General features: G+C 49.3%; 11 protein-coding genes. 5 read left to right on the top strand and 6 right to left on the bottom strand.

What is annotated here, in order from left to right; genetic code table 11:
- From rdgB to HYX48_00545, 4 genes are all read right to left on the bottom strand, one after another.
- A complete protein-coding gene (gene rdgB, locus HYX48_00530; GenBank protein MBI2742388.1) occupies nucleotides 1-609 on the bottom strand; it encodes an RdgB/HAM1 family non-canonical purine NTP pyrophosphatase in 609 nt (202 codons plus the stop codon).
- A 65-nt stretch (nucleotides 610-674) separates the two neighbouring features.
- Nucleotides 675-2,831, bottom strand: coding sequence for a GreA/GreB family elongation factor (locus HYX48_00535; protein MBI2742389.1), 2,157 nt, complete (start codon nucleotides 2,829-2,831; stop codon nucleotides 675-677).
- A 187-nt stretch (nucleotides 2,832-3,018) separates the two neighbouring features.
- The gene (locus tag HYX48_00540; GenBank protein ID MBI2742390.1) at nucleotides 3,019-3,759 is read right to left on the bottom strand and encodes an ABC transporter ATP-binding protein; all 741 of its coding nucleotides are present in this window, start codon (nucleotides 3,757-3,759) and stop codon (nucleotides 3,019-3,021) included.
- Between the two features lie 40 nt (nucleotides 3,760-3,799).
- Entirely contained in the window at nucleotides 3,800-4,591 is a 792-nt protein-coding gene (locus tag HYX48_00545) for an ABC transporter permease (protein ID MBI2742391.1), read from the bottom strand.
- Nucleotides 4,592-4,731: 140 nt separating this feature from the next.
- Here HYX48_00545 and HYX48_00550 point away from each other — a divergent pair, with 140 nt between their 5' ends.
- Nucleotides 4,732-6,891, top strand: a complete 2,160-nt coding sequence (locus HYX48_00550) for a YjbH domain-containing protein (GenBank protein MBI2742392.1) — start codon at nucleotides 4,732-4,734, stop codon at nucleotides 6,889-6,891.
- Nucleotides 6,892-6,912: 21 nt separating this feature from the next.
- Nucleotides 6,913-8,127 (top strand): methyltransferase domain-containing protein, encoded by a 1,215-nt coding sequence (locus HYX48_00555; GenBank protein ID MBI2742393.1) that lies wholly within the window; start codon nucleotides 6,913-6,915, stop codon nucleotides 8,125-8,127.
- Nucleotides 8,128-8,284: 157 nt separating this feature from the next.
- Here the strand turns inward: HYX48_00555 and HYX48_00560 are convergent, their stop codons facing one another.
- Together HYX48_00560 and hemB are read right to left on the bottom strand one after the other, a co-directional pair.
- Entirely contained in the window at nucleotides 8,285-9,316 is a 1,032-nt protein-coding gene (locus HYX48_00560; protein MBI2742394.1) for a glycosyltransferase family 9 protein, read from the bottom strand.
- A gap of 44 nt (nucleotides 9,317-9,360) precedes the next feature.
- Nucleotides 9,361-10,326, bottom strand: coding sequence for a porphobilinogen synthase (gene hemB / locus HYX48_00565; protein MBI2742395.1), 966 nt, complete (start codon nucleotides 10,324-10,326; stop codon nucleotides 9,361-9,363).
- A gap of 106 nt (nucleotides 10,327-10,432) precedes the next feature.
- On the opposite strand from hemB, the gene HYX48_00570 reads away from it, so the two are divergent.
- From HYX48_00570 to uvrB, 3 genes are read left to right on the top strand one after another with little or no spacing between them, the layout of a single operon-like run.
- Nucleotides 10,433-12,088 (top strand): FAD-dependent thymidylate synthase, encoded by a 1,656-nt coding sequence (locus HYX48_00570; protein MBI2742396.1) that lies wholly within the window; start codon nucleotides 10,433-10,435, stop codon nucleotides 12,086-12,088.
- A complete protein-coding gene (locus HYX48_00575) occupies nucleotides 12,085-13,308 on the top strand; it encodes a tyrosine transporter (protein ID MBI2742397.1) in 1,224 nt (407 codons plus the stop codon). The genes HYX48_00570 and HYX48_00575 overlap by 4 nt, the downstream gene beginning before the upstream one ends.
- Nucleotides 13,305-15,308 (top strand): excinuclease ABC subunit UvrB, encoded by a 2,004-nt coding sequence (gene uvrB, locus HYX48_00580; protein ID MBI2742398.1) that lies wholly within the window; start codon nucleotides 13,305-13,307, stop codon nucleotides 15,306-15,308. The genes HYX48_00575 and uvrB overlap by 4 nt, the downstream gene beginning before the upstream one ends.
- Nucleotides 15,309-15,492: the final 184 nt, after the last annotated feature.

Here is a 15,492-nt window from a genome sequence, read left to right on the forward strand (position 1 = left end):
TTATGTTGCGGTGGCAAAGGAGATGGATTCTAGCGTGGGGAGGATCTTGTCGAGGGCCTTGCGTCTGTGGGAGATGCGGTTTTTGGTCTCTTCATCGATCTCGGCGAATGTTTTACTATACTCATACTTGAGGAAGAGGGGATCGTAGCCGAAGCCGTGATTTCCCTTCTCTTCTGTGATGATAGAGCCTTCGCAGAGGCCGCTAACAGCGCGCACGACTCCTTGAGGCGAGGCGAGCACGATCCAGCATTCGAAGTAGGCGGTTCTCTCAGATTCTGTGAGGGGGCGCATCATCTCGAGAAGTTTTTTGCGGTTGTCTTTGTCGGTTGCCCCCTCTCCTGCGAAGCGAGCGGAGCGGACTCCAGGCTCTCCTTTGAGGGCGGGGACGACGAGGCCCGAATCATCAGCGATCACCCACTTGTCGAGTGCCTGAGCCGCATGGAGGGCTTTTAGGCGTGCGTTCTCTTCGAACGTCTTGCCCGTCTCTTCGGGGGGCTGATAGTTAGGAAAGTCGAGCAGGGAGAGGAGATCTAGAAAGCGGAGCTGCTTTAAAATGGAACGGCACTCGCGAATTTTATGCACGTTGCTGCTCGCGATGACAAGTTCCATATCTCTTCTCCCTGCGCTAGGACTGGTATATACCAAGAGCTGATTTTGGTATAACACCTGTAGAGCTATTTTAAAAAGCTCTTAATGCTTGCAATCGTATACTCTTCGCCTTGGAATTCAAACTTCTTGCCAACAGTCAGCCCTGCCATTGCCTGAGCGAGTTTAGACTGGAAGGAGAGGATGTTGCGTTCTGGATCCGCATCCCAAGGGCCGAGAAGGGTGTAGGTAACCTTCCCTTTCTTGGTTGTGCACTCGATCACCGTTCCAACACCAACCTCATCTACAGAGATATCCTGGACTGTGAGAACGCGTGTGTGGTTCATCTGATCGGAGAGGAGTTTCAGCTCAGACTGGAGGCGGTCTCTCTTTTCAAGGGCAGCTTTAAATTCAGCGTTCTCGCGGAGATCCCCGTGAGCTCTTGCGATTTCGATCTCTTTCGCATTCTGGACGGTTTCAACAGTTGCGATCTGTTGGATGCGCTTCTGTAGCTTCTCGTATCCATCCTGGGTTGTCCAGAGTGTCTGTCCCTCGGTTGAAGGAGCTTCGCTCTTGCGGCGCCCTTTTGCAAGGGTCGGGTGGACAACTTCGGCTAGCGAGTGGAGGATCTTGATATCGTGATCGCTTAACGAGTGGCACTTGGTTGCGAGGAGAAGAAACTCTTTGCAAGTCTCTTGAGAGGCTCCTTGCATGATCTGTCTGACAATTGCAAAACGACCGCCAGAGAGGAGCGCGTGCATCTTCTTGATCAGCTCCCTTCCCTGCTCTTTATGTTCGAGCTGGCTAAGCAGTACGAGGAAGGATTCGAAGAACTGATTCTTTCCCTCTTGGTCTCCGAAGGGAAGTTCGGGCTGAACGATCACCTTCTGGAAGTACCAGAGGAAGGCTTCAGGGTGTCTGGCTGGATAAGTGTACAGATCTTGGAGCGCCTTGAGCACCTCTGGTTTTGCACCAGCGCCTAAGAGTTCACTCAGGATGTAATCTCTAAGCGGGCTGTATTCGACGAGGAAGAATAGGCTTGTGAAGATCTCTTTCCAGTCGGCACGGTTCTTGCGGATCTCCGCCAGAGCGCGTTTTTTAAATGTCTGAAGATCGATCTGCGAGAAGAGCTCTTCAAAATTCTTGATGCGCTTGATGAGTTCTGCAACAGGAGCGTACTCCTTTTCGCCACCAAGATCTTGCAAGAAGAAGTGGATTTGAAGCTCTTGTGCGCTAGTGATCTCTGGGAAAGAGAGCATCTCTTTCATCTTGCTTAAGAGCTGCGCTTTGAACTCGGCATTTTTAAGAGTTTCTGGAAAGTCTTTGATGAAGGAGTAGACCATCTGGATGAGGGTCGATGCGTCGGGTTTGTTCTCGAGAGCTTTCTGAAGGCGCTCTTCGTGAGAAACTTCAGCTCTTCTCAAGCGGAAGGGAGAGCCTAGGTCCTCGGGAGATTCGATCATCGTATCTTTTTTGATCTTGGAGCGCGCATTCTGCCACCACTTCTGCCATTCGGCAGCGGGGATGACCAGGTCTGCCAGCTCATCTTTGATCTCTGCAGCCGTCTTATCGCCCAGGTCTCTAAGCAGCATGTGGATCACTTCAAGAGGCTTCTCTTTAGCCATCTGCTCGAGTGTGTCCGGCTTCCCGAAGCGGAGTGCGAGGAAGTGGTTTTCAGGAACGGGGATCAGCATTCTAAATGCTGTCTCGAAAGACATCTCTTTCACGCCAGGAGCGTAGTCGAACTCGAGGCTGAGCTGTTCGCGGATAAGGGAGACATCGAGGATCTCCCCGATTCCCCAGCCGCCTGTGTGGAATACGAAGTTTCCCTTGAGCATGTGAGTTAGTAGTTCAAAGTTGCTGATCGCCCCTTGGAACTTCTCTTTGTTTCTCATGCCAATGAGTCGCATCTTCTCTACGAAATCTTTATCGCTTCCATACTGCTGTTTGAGATAGTCGAGAGCGATCTCTGCAAATTGAGGGGTGTTTGTCGTCTGAAGGTCGATGATGAGCTTAATCACTTCGTGGGAGTCTTTCGACTGTGGGAGTGTCTTCCAGAGTGGGATGCCGCGGTCGACGTGCCTTCCGAAGGCCTCCGCCATGTCCGAAGCTTTGATAGAGGCGAGTATCTGCTTATACTCATCGGGATCTACCTCGTCTGAGGCGCAATACTCTTCCCAAAGTCTAAGAAGGGCTGGATAGTCGTGATTCGCGATCTGGGTCTGAAAGTCTTTTAAATAGCTCATCTCTGTTCCTACACCTGGCTGAAAGTGACAAGTTTGCATAAGCGAATAGGGAGTCAAACTGTTAAAAGCACCAGAATTAAATTTTTAAAGGCGCCTAAAACTTTCAATTTTTGAAGACTCCACTCCTCCGGTAGAAGGGAGTATAGGAAGGCGTCCAATTATCTTCAATGCAGGAAAAGAGTTCGAGTTAGACAGAGCGCATCTGGGCGAAGACCTCATCGATCTCTCCAAAGGCCCGGATCTCGCCCTTTTCAAGCCAGACGGCTTTATTGCAAAATTCTTTCATGATGTTGTGGTCATGTGTAGAGAGGACCATGAGATCGGAGCGGTGGACTAGATTTGCCATGCGGGATTTAGCCTTTTTCATGAAGTTCGCGTCCCCGACGTTCACGACCTCATCGATCAGCAGGATTTGAGAGTGGATGCTGGTGATAATGCCAAAGGCGAGTCTAATCATCATGCCTGAAGAGTAGCTCTTAAGGGGCATCTTGATGAATTCGCCCAGCTCTGCAAACTCTTCGATTTCAGGCACCGCCTTCTCAACCTCACGTCTTGAGAGGCCGAGAATCAGGCCGCGCAGCATAATGTTTTCATAGCCTGTGAGGGCTAGATCGATGCCTGTCATGATGTCGAATAGGCAGTTGGTCTGGCCTGAGATCTTGATTTTGCCCGAAGAGGGCTCGTAGATCTGGGCGAGAACTTTAAGAAGAGTGGTTTTGCCCGCGCCATTATGCCCAATAAGGCCGACTCGGTCGCCAACTTCAAGTTTTAAATTGATGTTCTTGAGAGCTTCGACTTTTACGGTAGGCTCATCCTTGTTTAAGCGCCCGCCAGTTGCCATGTTGAGAACGGAGGTCTTAAGAGACCGAGAGCGCGTTCCATATACAGGGTAGGAGAGAGAGACTTCATCTAAGATGATGCTTGCCATGAACCTATCCGCAAATTACAAGTTTTTGATGGATTTTTCTTCAATCGATCCAAAAGGGTATGCGCGCTCTTGCGCGGCTAAAAATATTTAAGCTAATCCAAGAGCCAACAAGCGCAAAGCAGGAGGCAACAATCCAAGTAGTTGGCGTAGGGAGGCTGCCGAGTAGAGGCTGTCTAACCAGGTCCAAAAAGTAGACGAACGGGTTGAGCTTTACAACTATGGAATTCTCTCCGAGCAGTTTTGGCATCCAAGAGATGGGAGTTACGAAAAAGAGGATCTGAAGACAGCTGTTGATGATCGGAACCATGTCTCGAAAGCGGGTGCTGATCAGTGCGACAACGAGGCAGATCCAGTAGAGATTAATGGTGAGGAGTAGAAGGCCTGGAATTGCCATCAGAACATTCAAGCCCGGATTTAATTTAAAAAACCAGAGCACAAGAAGGTAGACCACAAAATTGTGCGCAAAAAAGATCAGGTTTCTTGTGAGAAACTTTAATACATAAAGATTGTAAGGAAGTTTGATCTGCTTAATAAAGCTCGCATTCGCTCTAAACAATTCTGTCGATTCAGCAATGCTGCCAGTAATAAAAGACCAGAGAAGAAATCCCGCAGTGAAAAAAGGAACGTAGTCTGCGATGTTCTGTGCGAAAATTGTGCTGAAGATCTTTCCCATCGCAGCGATGAAGATCAGCATGCTGATGCTGATCCACCAGGGCCCGAGAACGGAGCGCCTGTAACGCTGCTTCACTTCCAGCAGGCCGAGGCTGAGCCAGATCCGATGCTGGTTTCCGGCTCTTCTAATATCTTCAATTGCAAGATTAATCTGTTTCATGTCCTGCGATTCTACAAAATCGAAAGAAATAACGGAAGAGCGCTTCCTCGAGAGGGCCGGGCTGAAGGCCCGGCTTGAGCGAGAGTGCTTCATTGTTTATCGGCTGTTTGCTATGATTTTGCAGCGCGTCTATGAATTCCATGAGCAGACATCTATACTCTGGCCTATTTCTTTCTGCTCTCGTAGCTCCTTTCAATGCGGAGGCTCTTCAAGAGGGCTCATCGCTATTTCACGATCTGGAGATCGTGGAGAGGTTGAACCGCAACATCCACGACGACCTTCCGCTGATCTACAACAACTCTCTTGTAGGCGGCTATCTATCGATGCCCTCTGCCCGCATGGCGAAGGCGGGAACCGCAGCGCTTGGGGCGGCATACGTTCCCCCCTACAACAATTACGCGATCAACTTCCAAGTATTCGATCACATCGAGATCTCGGGAAACTACCGGGTATTTAAGGGGATGGAGGATAAGCTCTTTGGAAAGATGGGGTTTGGAGATGAGGCGGAGCGCATTGGAAATTTTAAAATCGCTCTTCTCCTCCCTGAGGATGGATTTCCGATTCTTCCTTCGATCGCGATCGGAGCTGAAGACTTTGTGGGCACAAAGCGGTTTAATGCGAAGTATGTGGTCGTCACCAAATCGTGGTATGAAGCCAACTTTGAAACGACCCTCGGCTGGGGACATGGCCGTATTAAGGGGCTCTTTGGCGGCGCGGCTTGGACTCCATTTAGACAGACCTCTCTCCCCTTTCTTAAAAATCTTACGCTGATTGCTGAGTATGACGCGATCAACTACAAGAAGCACGTTCATGAGCATCCGCAAGGAAGAAGAGTCTCATCTCGCATAAACGTGGGGATCGCATGTCTTGCTTGGGATACCCTTCAGCTATCTGTAAGCTCTATCCGCGGAAGGGATGTATCTGCATCGGCATCTATCCGCTACCCGCTCGGCTCCTCAAAAGGGCTCTTGCCAAAAATAAAGGATCCGCTGAGTTACGCCTCCCCTATCGACATGGAGCCTATCGGAGCAAACAGGAGCGAGCAGGAGCTTGCACAAGAGCTTGCTTATGCATTTGCGGATCAAGGGCTTGATCTCTTCACCGTTTATCTAATGTACACACCAGATAAAAAGAAGCTTCTCTGGCTCAAAGTGGTGAACAACCGCTATCGAGAAGAGAGCATCGTAAGAGATCGGGTCGAACATCTGCTCGCCGCGCTTACTCCATCTGACATCGAAAAGGTGGTAGTGGTTGTAGAAGCAGATGCTCTTCCATGCCAGTCCTACTCATACAGGAGAGAGGATCTGGTTCGCTACCATCAGGGCATCATTGGAAAATTCGAGCTCGAAACGCTTGCCCCTATGAGAGAAGCGCCAAGAGCGCCCGATGAGTATGACGCAGCGCTTATCTTCCAGAGAAGGAAGCACATCTGGGCCTTCACATTCCGGCCTCGACTCCTCACTTTTTTTGGAAGTTCGCAGGGAAAGTTTAAATACGCCCTTGGCCTGGTTGCCTCGCCGGATGGATATATCTTCGATCAGCTCTACTACAAGTTTCTCTTCAGCTATAACATCAAGTCGAGCATCGCAAATCTTCACCACCAAGATATTCTCAACCCCTCTCATCTGATCAATGTGCGGACCGATTCGATCCGCTACTTCCAAACAAATACGGTTGCCATGGAAAAAGCCTTCTTGCAGAAGGCGTGGAACTTAGGAAGCGGCTGGTTCTATCGAGTCGCGGGAGGGTATTTTGAAGCTGCTTATGGAGGGCTTTCAACCGAGTTTCTCTACTATCCAGTAAAGTCGCGTTTTGCCATCGGATTTGAAGCGGCCACAGTGATGAAGCGCCATTATAAAGGGGTTACCTTTACTCGCAAGATACGAAAATTAAACAAACACAATCAGGTGACCTACGTTCCCTTTGTTGGAACTCAGTATTTCGCGAATCTCTTTTACGACTACAAACCGCTTAATCTCGAATTACAAGTAACTGCTGGGCAGTTTCTTGCAAAAGACTTGGGCGTTCGTACAGAGGTGACGCGCTACTACCGCAGCGGACTCCGCTTCTCGCTCTGGTACACCTATACGAGCGCAAAGGATATTGTCAACGGTAAGAAGTATCACGACAAGGGGTTTGCATTTACCATTCCTTTCGACATGTTCTTGAGACAGAGCAGCCGCAACTATATCGGCTACGGAATGTCGGTCTGGCTGCGCGATCAAGGAGCTCAGGCGGAAACTGGCAAAACCCTCTTTTCAACAATCCAAGACGAGCGCTATAACTACGACGATAAATAAATAGTAAAAAGGTAGATGTTTATGAAAATGAAAGAGAGAGAAACCTGCAGGGTGTCTCAAGGGTCTATCGTTGACGTTTTTGACCTTGGGAATCTTCCTATATCTTGTTTCCCTCGTCCATCAGATCCAGCTCCCGAAGAGCACCCCGTAGTTCTCGCTTTAAACGAGAAGTCGGGCCTCGTTCAGCTTAGACATACAGTCGATCCAGACGAGATGTATAGCGAGTACTGGTACATGTCCGGCGTTAACCAGTCGATGAAGACGGCTCTTAAGTCGATCGTTGATGAGGTCACAAAGCGAAGCAGACTTCCTCTGAACGCTGGAGATATCGTTCTGGATATCGCTTCAAACGATGGCACCCTTCTCAGCTTCTATCCTGAAAATTTATTTAGAGTGGGAATCGACCCAGCAAAAAATATTAAGCCGAAAAACTGCAATCTACATATTAACACCTACTTCAGCGCTGCTGCATACAAAGCCCAATTAGGAGATAGAAAGGCGAAAATCGTGACGAGTATTGCGATGTTCTACGATCTTGAAGATCCAGTGGCCTTTGCAAGAGATGTGCGCGATGTTCTAGACGAAAATGGCATCTGGGTTATCGAGCTGAGCTACCTCCCAACGATGCTGGAACTCAACTCATTTGATACGATCTGCGCTGAGCACCTTGAATACTACTCTCTGACATCGATCGAGTACATTCTTTCGAAAGTCGGGATGGAAGTAGAGGATGTCGAACTAAACGGCGTAAACGGAGGGAGCTTTAGGCTCTACATCCGCCACAAGGGCAAAGCCCAAGAGACAGCTGCGGTAAGAGAGATGCGTCAAAAAGAGCAGAACTCCGATCTCACAAGCTCGTCTGTCTATTATGCTTTTGCGTCGAGAGTAGAGAGAAATAAGCAGGAGATGATCGCTTTTCTTAAAGAACAGAAGAAGTTAGGAAAAAAAGTCATCGGATATGGCGCCTCTACAAAGGGGAACACGATTCTCGCTTATTATGGAATTGGCCCTGATCTAGTGCCATTTGTCGCAGATCGCAATCCGATTAAATGGGGAAGACAGACAGTTACGAGAATACCCATTATTTCAGAAGATGAAGCAAGAGCGATGAATCCCGACTATCTACTCGCTTTTCCCTACCACTTCATGAGTGAATTCTTGGAGAGAGAGGTCGACTTCCTGAAAAGAGGCGGCAAATTCATCTCTCCCATTCCGAAACTCACCATCTTCAGCTAGCATAGCTGAACAGTAAGAGTTACAGGATAGGTAGGATCGCCGCAAAATCCGGCGGCAAGATAAGTAGGATAGGAAGAGATGATGCGTAAAATCTTCTCTTTTATCCTGCATATCCTGCCGCGAAGCGATCCTCTTTATCCTGTTACTCTTTTTTTCTTTAAAGCTTGTGAGGGAAGAGGAGCTCGGAGGCTTTTTTTGCTACGGCTGCAGGGGAAATGTTGCGCATGCAACTATTTTGGGTGCACTGCGCATACTTCTTTCCATCATAGCAGGGAGCGCAGGGCATTCTCTCCCAAAAAACATGAATGTTTTCAGAGGGAGATACCTTCTCGCTAGGGTTTGTTGGCCCGAAAAGAGCGATTGTGGGGCATTCTGCTAATTTAGAAAGGTGTAGAGGCCCGCTGTCGTGCGTGATAAACAATTTGGTTTTTTTCAACAGCATGACCAGTTCTAAAAGAGAGAGCTTTCCTATTAAATTATGGTAAGTGATCTCAGAGAGTAGGGGCTCGATCCAGTGATCCGATTCTGCTCCCGTTACAATGAGATTTACAGGTAGAGAAGAGAGCTGCTTCAAAAGATCCGCATAGTGCGAAGCAGGCCAGCGACGCAGGGGGTTGTCCGAAAGGGCGTTCTTTGCACCGCCTGGCGCAACTACAACAATGGGACGAGAAGGAAGAGAGGCGAGAAATCCCTCTAGAAAAGGAGTGGTCTCTAGATGGAGCTTGGGAAAAGAGGGAGAAGGAGAGAGAGGGCCTTCCGTTGGATCTGCCAAGCGATTGTATTCATATAGATGGTATCTTCCGAAAAGAGGAAAAGACCTCTTTTGTCTTCGATTAAAAAACCGGTGAAGTTTTTTTCTGCAAAATAGAGAGATGAGCTGGTAGCGCGGGTCGGGGTGCGCTGTGATGACTAGATCAAAACGCCTAAAAAACAAGACTCGCCAGATAGCAATAAGAGCAAGGATGCGCCTTCCTGCTCCTCGTTGAAATAACTGAGTCTCATCAATTAATAACATCTCATCTGTTAATGCAGCCGCTTCAACAAGAGGCGCTGCACTCTTTCCGCAGAGCCAGGTGATATGAGCATTGGGGTGTTTTTGTCTAAGAAGGGAGAGCATGGGAAGCGACATCACGACATCGCCAATTGCGCCAATTTTAACGATTAAAATGGAGTTGATCTCTCTGGACATGTCGAGGATTGTAAAGAGGAGGATCAATGGGCGCAATAAATTGATTAGAGGTCGTCGAGGAGGAGGGGGGCTGCATAGGAGAGGATAAAGTCGGCTCCTGCCCGCTTCATGCATAGGAGGCCTTCTAGAAAGGTCGCCTTTGCGTCGAGGTAGCCCTTTTCATGGGCAGCGATCACCATGGCATACTCTCCGCTCACATGGTAGGCGCAGATGGGAAGATGGAGGGTTTCGCGGATTTTGGCGATGATATCTAGATAAAAGAGGCCTGGTTTGACCATTAAAATGTCGGCTCCCTCTTCTGCATCGAGGGTCGCCTCGAGAAGCGCTTCTCTTACATTCGCAGGATTCATCTGATAGCCGCGCTTGTCTCCAAAGCTCAGCTTTGATCCTAGTGTATCTCGGAATGGGCCATAGAGAGATGAGGCAAATTTTGCAGTGTAAGCGAGGATGCCAACCTCATGCTTTGCGTGTGCATCCAGCCTCTGTCGAATTGCTCTCACTCGTCCATCCATCATATCGCTTGGCGCAACGAAGTCCGCTCCGCATGAGCCGTGCAGTAGTGCCATCTGCGCAAGAATTTCGACGGTGCGGTCGTTGTCTACCTCTCTATTCTCGCCTACGATGCCATCGTGTCCATGAGAAGTAAACGGATCCAATGCGATATCTGTGATCACGCAGAGCGAGGGGATCTCTTTTTTGATAGCCTTAATCGCTTGGGGAATGATCCCCTCTTCTCTTAGAGCCTCGCTTCCTAAAAGATCCTTCTCTTCTGAAGAGATCACTGGAAAGAGAGCGATAGCGGGGAGCCCCTTCTTGTGGAGAGCCTCAGCTTCGATGAGGAGCTGATCGATAGAGTAGCGGAAGACGTGGGGAAGCTTCTCGAGCTCTTCTTTGCGCTTATGTCCGGGCACGACGAATAGAGGTGCGACGAGGTCTGCAGGAGAGAGCGTCGTCTCTTGCACCATTGAGCGGATAGCATGGCTTCTGCGATTGCGTCTTGGTCTTTTCATAAGTCGGTCATGCTAGCACAGAAATAATTTTTTAGCGAAAAATCGCTTGATTGGGTGAAAAGAATCTGCCACTCTGAGATTCTTCTTCGGAACCGTAAATGGAGAGATGATCGTGATTGAAGACTATGAAGAGTTCACAGAGAGTCAGCTGAAAATTTTAAATCGCTATGTGACGAGCACGAAGAGCAACGTCTTCGTACTTCGCAATCTTCCTGAAGTAATCAAGGGCGCTCTCTTCTCTCGCTATTCGCGCTCGAGCTTAGGCCTTCGTTCGCTCTTATTAAAAGAATTTATTCTAAGCGAAGAGACGGCATTTGCAACCATCGCAGGTACGGCAGTGTCCCATGATGATGAAGAGAGAGAGGTCGAAGATCAGATTGTAGCGATCAAAAAGGCTCAAAATTTCTACGACAGAATTCTAGACGGCTATGGAGACGACTCGATTGGAGAGCTCGGCGGAGCACACCTTGCGATTGAAAACGTTTCTATGCTGGCGGCGAAGATCATCGAAGATTGCAGAATTGGGGGCTCTCCTCTTGAGAAATCTACACGCTATATCTACTTCGATCAGAAGCTAAATGGCGACTATCTCTTCTACCGCGAACCGGTTCTCATGACCTCCGCTTATCGAGATGTCTATCTCGACATGTGTAACAACCTTTTTGACACCTATTCGCGCCTGATTCCTCAGCTTACAGAGGTGATGGAGAAGCGCTTCCCAAAAGAGCTAGACGTTTCAAAAGTTGCTTATACAGCAGCCCTCCGAGCAAAAGTGCTCGACTGTCTACGTGGACTTCTGCCAGCAAGCGCGCTCACCAACATGGGAGTGTTTGGCAATGGCCGCTTCTTCGAAGGATTGATTCAGAAGCTCAACTGCAACAGTTTGGCTGAGATGCAGGATATTGGCAAAAAGACCTACTCCGAGCTCACAAAAGTCCTTCCCTCCTTTGTAAGACGCGGAGATGCAACACATAAGCACTACAAGAGTTTTGCCCAGTTTAACGAGAGGATGCAGACAGAGCTTAAAGCTCTGGCTGCTACACACGCTCAACCCGCTGGCAAGATGTCTGCTGCGGGCGTGCGCCTGATGAGCTACGATCCAGAGAGCCCTCAAAAAGTTGCCGCTGCTCTTCTATTTGGCAGCTCATCGGCTGGGCTTCTTGAACTACAAGAGCTTTGCAACACGCTTTCGGAAGAAGAGCTAGGGCGCATTCTAGACGCGGGCTGCTCTTTCAGGGAGAATAGAAGGCATAAATCTCCACGAGCTCTAGAGCATGCGACTTTCACCTTTGAGATTGTTGCCGATTTCGGAGTTTACAGAGATCTCCATAGGCATCGCATTCTCACTCAAGAGAGACAGCTTCTCTCGTGCGACTTTGGCTACTTCGTGCCGCAAGAGATCAGAGGCACAGAGATGGAGAAGGAGTACTGTGCGGCGCTTGATCGTGCAAAAAAAGTTTATGAAAAGATCGCTGCAGAACTTCCAGAGGAGGCCCAGTATGTGGTTCCTATGGCCTATAACATCCACTGGTACTTCCATGTGAACCTGCGCTCTCTGCAGTGGCTTTGCGAGCTGCGCTCTTCTCCAGCGGGCCACTCGACCTACCGCTATATCGCACAAGAGCTGGCTAAGCAGGTGACTACAGTCTTTCCGCAATTCGAGCGCTTTTTTAAATTTGTCGACTACGATGGATATGAGCTCGGAAGATTGGGTCAAGAGATTCGAACCGTTGAAAAGATGCAAGCAAGGCAGAGTGTATGAGTGAAAAGCCAGGCAGTATTCTCGGAGGAACGCTCCTCATTGGAGGTAGCTGTATCGGAGCTGGGATGCTTGGGCTTCCTATTCTCACTGGACTAGCAGGATTTTTCCCTTCTTTCTTGATGTTCATAGCGGCCTGGGCCTTCATGACCTTAACGGGACTGCTTCTCGTCGAGGTAAATGGCTGGTTCAAGACGCAGGTAAATCTCGTTTCCATGTTTGGCCACTCGCTTGGTCGGATTGGAAAAGCACTTAGCTGGGTGCTCTACCTCTTCCTATTTTATGCGCTGCTTGTAGCTTACATTTCGGGAAGCGGAGGCCTCTCGGCGACCTTCTTCCAGAAGTTTATGAGCTGGAATTTTCCCGCTTGGGCTTGCAGCCTCTTCTTCGTTCTGCTTTTCGGCTTCGTTGTCTACCAGGGGACGCGCCCGGTAGATCTCTGGAACCGAGTGCTGATGGTAGGTAAAATCTTGAGTTACATCGGCTTAGTGGTTCTGGGAATGCGCTTTGTTAAAGCCGATCTTTTGTTGCATACCGAGCCCTCGTATGCGCTATTTTCGCTGCCAATTTTGATCATCTCTTTCGGTTTTCATAACATGATTCCAAGCCTGACGGCTTATATGAAAGGGGATCTAAAACGCGTGCGGCTCACGATTTTAGGCGGAAGTCTTTTCGCCTTAGTCGTCTATCTCATTTGGGAGCTGATCGTTCTCGGAATCGTCCCTGTGGATGGCCCCTCCGGTATTGCTCAAAGTTATAAAATGGATAAGGAAGCGTCTCAGGTGGTGACGAGTATCTTGGGGATCTCCTGGGTTTCAACGTTTGCGCAAACGCTGGGCTTCTTTGCGATTTTGACCTCCTTCCTGGCTCAAGCTTTAGGTCTGGTCCACTTTCTGGCAGATGGAATGAATGTCAGCCACGAGAAGAAAGAAAATGGCTGGCTCTGTGCGCTGGCTCTTGGCCCGCCGCTTCTTGTGGCCCTCATCTATCCTAATCTCTTTTACAAAGCTCTCAATTTTGCCGGAGGGATCTGCGCCGTTCTACTCTTTGGAATTCTTCCCGTCTGCATGGTCTGGATCGGACGCTACCGTAAGCAGACTCTGGGCTCCTACCAAGTCCCAGGAGGAAAGCCTCTTTTAATCGGCATCTTTCTCTTCTCTCTGCTGATCATGTTTGTGCAGATCTCAGGGATGGCAGGCGCTTCCTACATCTCTAAACCCTGAAGACCGTGTTTCAATTAAAGACCCATTTCACTCCGAAAGGAGACCAGCCGGAAGCGATCGAGAAGCTCTCTCAGGGCCTCAAGCTGGGTAAAAAATCTCAGGTTCTTTTAGGGATTACCGGCTCCGGCAAGACCTTCACAATGGCCAATGTAATTGTGAAAGCGCAGAGGCCTGCGCTGATTCTCGCACACAACAAGACGCTCGCAGCTCAGCTCTATCAAGAGTTTAAATCTTTCTTTCCCGATAATGCCGTTGAGTATTTCGTCTCCTACTACGACTACTACCAGCCAGAGGCGTACATCGCGCGCACAGACACCTATATCGAGAAGGATTTTGCCATCAACGATCAGATCGACCGGATGCGCCTTTCAGCTACGCGCTCGCTTCTCGAAAGAGAGGATGTGATCATCGTCTCTTCTGTTTCTTGCATCTACGGGTTGGGTCTTCCAGAGTACTACAGCAAGATGCAGCTCAGGCTCAAGGTTGGAGAGAAGACAAGGCGCGACGAACTCCTCATGCACCTCGTGCAGATGCACTACAAGCGCAGCGATTTAGACCTTATCCGCGCCACCTTCCGCTCTCGAGGAGATATCGTGGAGATTGTGCCTGCTTATGAGGAGGATTTCGCCTATCGCATTGAGTTTTTTGGAGATGAGGTGGAGCGACTAAGCTCGATCGATCCGCTAACGGGAAAGGTAAAAGAGCGATTAGAAGAGATCGCCATCTATCCTGGGTCTCACCACGTCACGCCAAAAGAGGTGCGCTTTACCGCTATCGATTCGATTAAGCAGGAGCTCAAGGAGAGATCCGCTTTTTTTGAGCAGGAGAATCGTCTAATCGAGCTACAGAGGATTAAAGAGCGCACCTCCTACGACCTCGAGATGATCCGCGAGATTGGATTCTGCAAAGGAATCGAAAACTACTCGCGCCATTTCAGTGGTAGGGCCCCCGGAGAGACTCCCTCATGCCTCCTCAACTACTTTCCCAAAGATTTTCTCTTGTTCGTTGATGAGTCGCACCAGTCTCTTCCTCAAGTACATGCGATGTATAATGGAGATAGAGCGCGCAAGAATGCCCTTGTCGAATTTGGTTTCAGACTCCCCTCGGCGTATGATAACCGCCCGCTTAAATTCGAAGAGTTTTTTGCGCATATCGGGCAGGTAATCTACGTCTCTGCAACGCCCGGAAGCTGGGAGGTTGAGCAAGCTGGGGGAGATCTGATCCAGCAGATCATTCGACCGACAGGTCTTCTCGATCCTAAAATCACCATTAGACCTGCAACGAATCAGGTCGATGACTGCCTGGAAGAGATACGCGTTGAAACTGAAAAGGGAAGAAGGGTTCTCGTTACAACGCTCACTAAAAAACTCGCTGAGGATCTCACTAAATATTTAACCGAGATCGGCGTGCGCGCTCGCTATCTCCACTCCGATATCGACACTCTTGAAAGAGTGCAGATCATTAACGACCTGCGCAAAGGAGTCTTCGATGTGCTTGTTGGCATCAACCTTTTGAGAGAAGGTCTCGACATCCCAGAGGTCTCGCTCGTCACCATCCTCGATGCGGATAAGGAGGGGTTTCTGCGCAGCGAAACCGCTCTCTTGCAAACCTGCGGTAGAGCAGCGCGTAACGTCGATGGGCGCGTCATCATGTATGCTGATAAGATGACAGCCTCCATTCAAAAGGCTGTTGCAACAACGGAGAAGAGAAGAGAGATCCAAGAGGCTTACAATTTAAAGCATGGCATCACCCCCGCGTCTACCAAGCGCGAGTCGATGGAGGAGCTCTCACAAACCTTTGGCGAATCCATTCCAAACATGAGAGCTAAAGAGGGCGAAGCTCCCAAGCACCTCTCTCACGATGAGCTCTCTAAGAAAATTCGCGAGTGCGAGGCCGAGATGCGCAGAGCTGCCAAAGAGCACAGGTTCGAAGATGCTGCTCACTTCCGCGACCAGCTCCGCCACTACAAACAGCTCGAGCTCCTCGAAGAAAACCTTTAAATATGAGTTTTTAAAATTTTTATTAGCTTTTGCGAAGTGCCGGAAATAGACATGTCGGATGGTGTGCGCTTCGCCACACCTCCTGCGACCACCTTGCGCTTCACCTCGCTTTGCCAAACCGTGTGCTCGAAAACAGAGTGGGCCACTGCCCTACCCTGTACGCCTGGCCGGCTTTTCTGTGCTA

Source organism: Chlamydiales bacterium (assembly GCA_016185065.1).
Lineage (GTDB): Bacteria > Chlamydiota > Chlamydiia > Chlamydiales > Rhabdochlamydiaceae.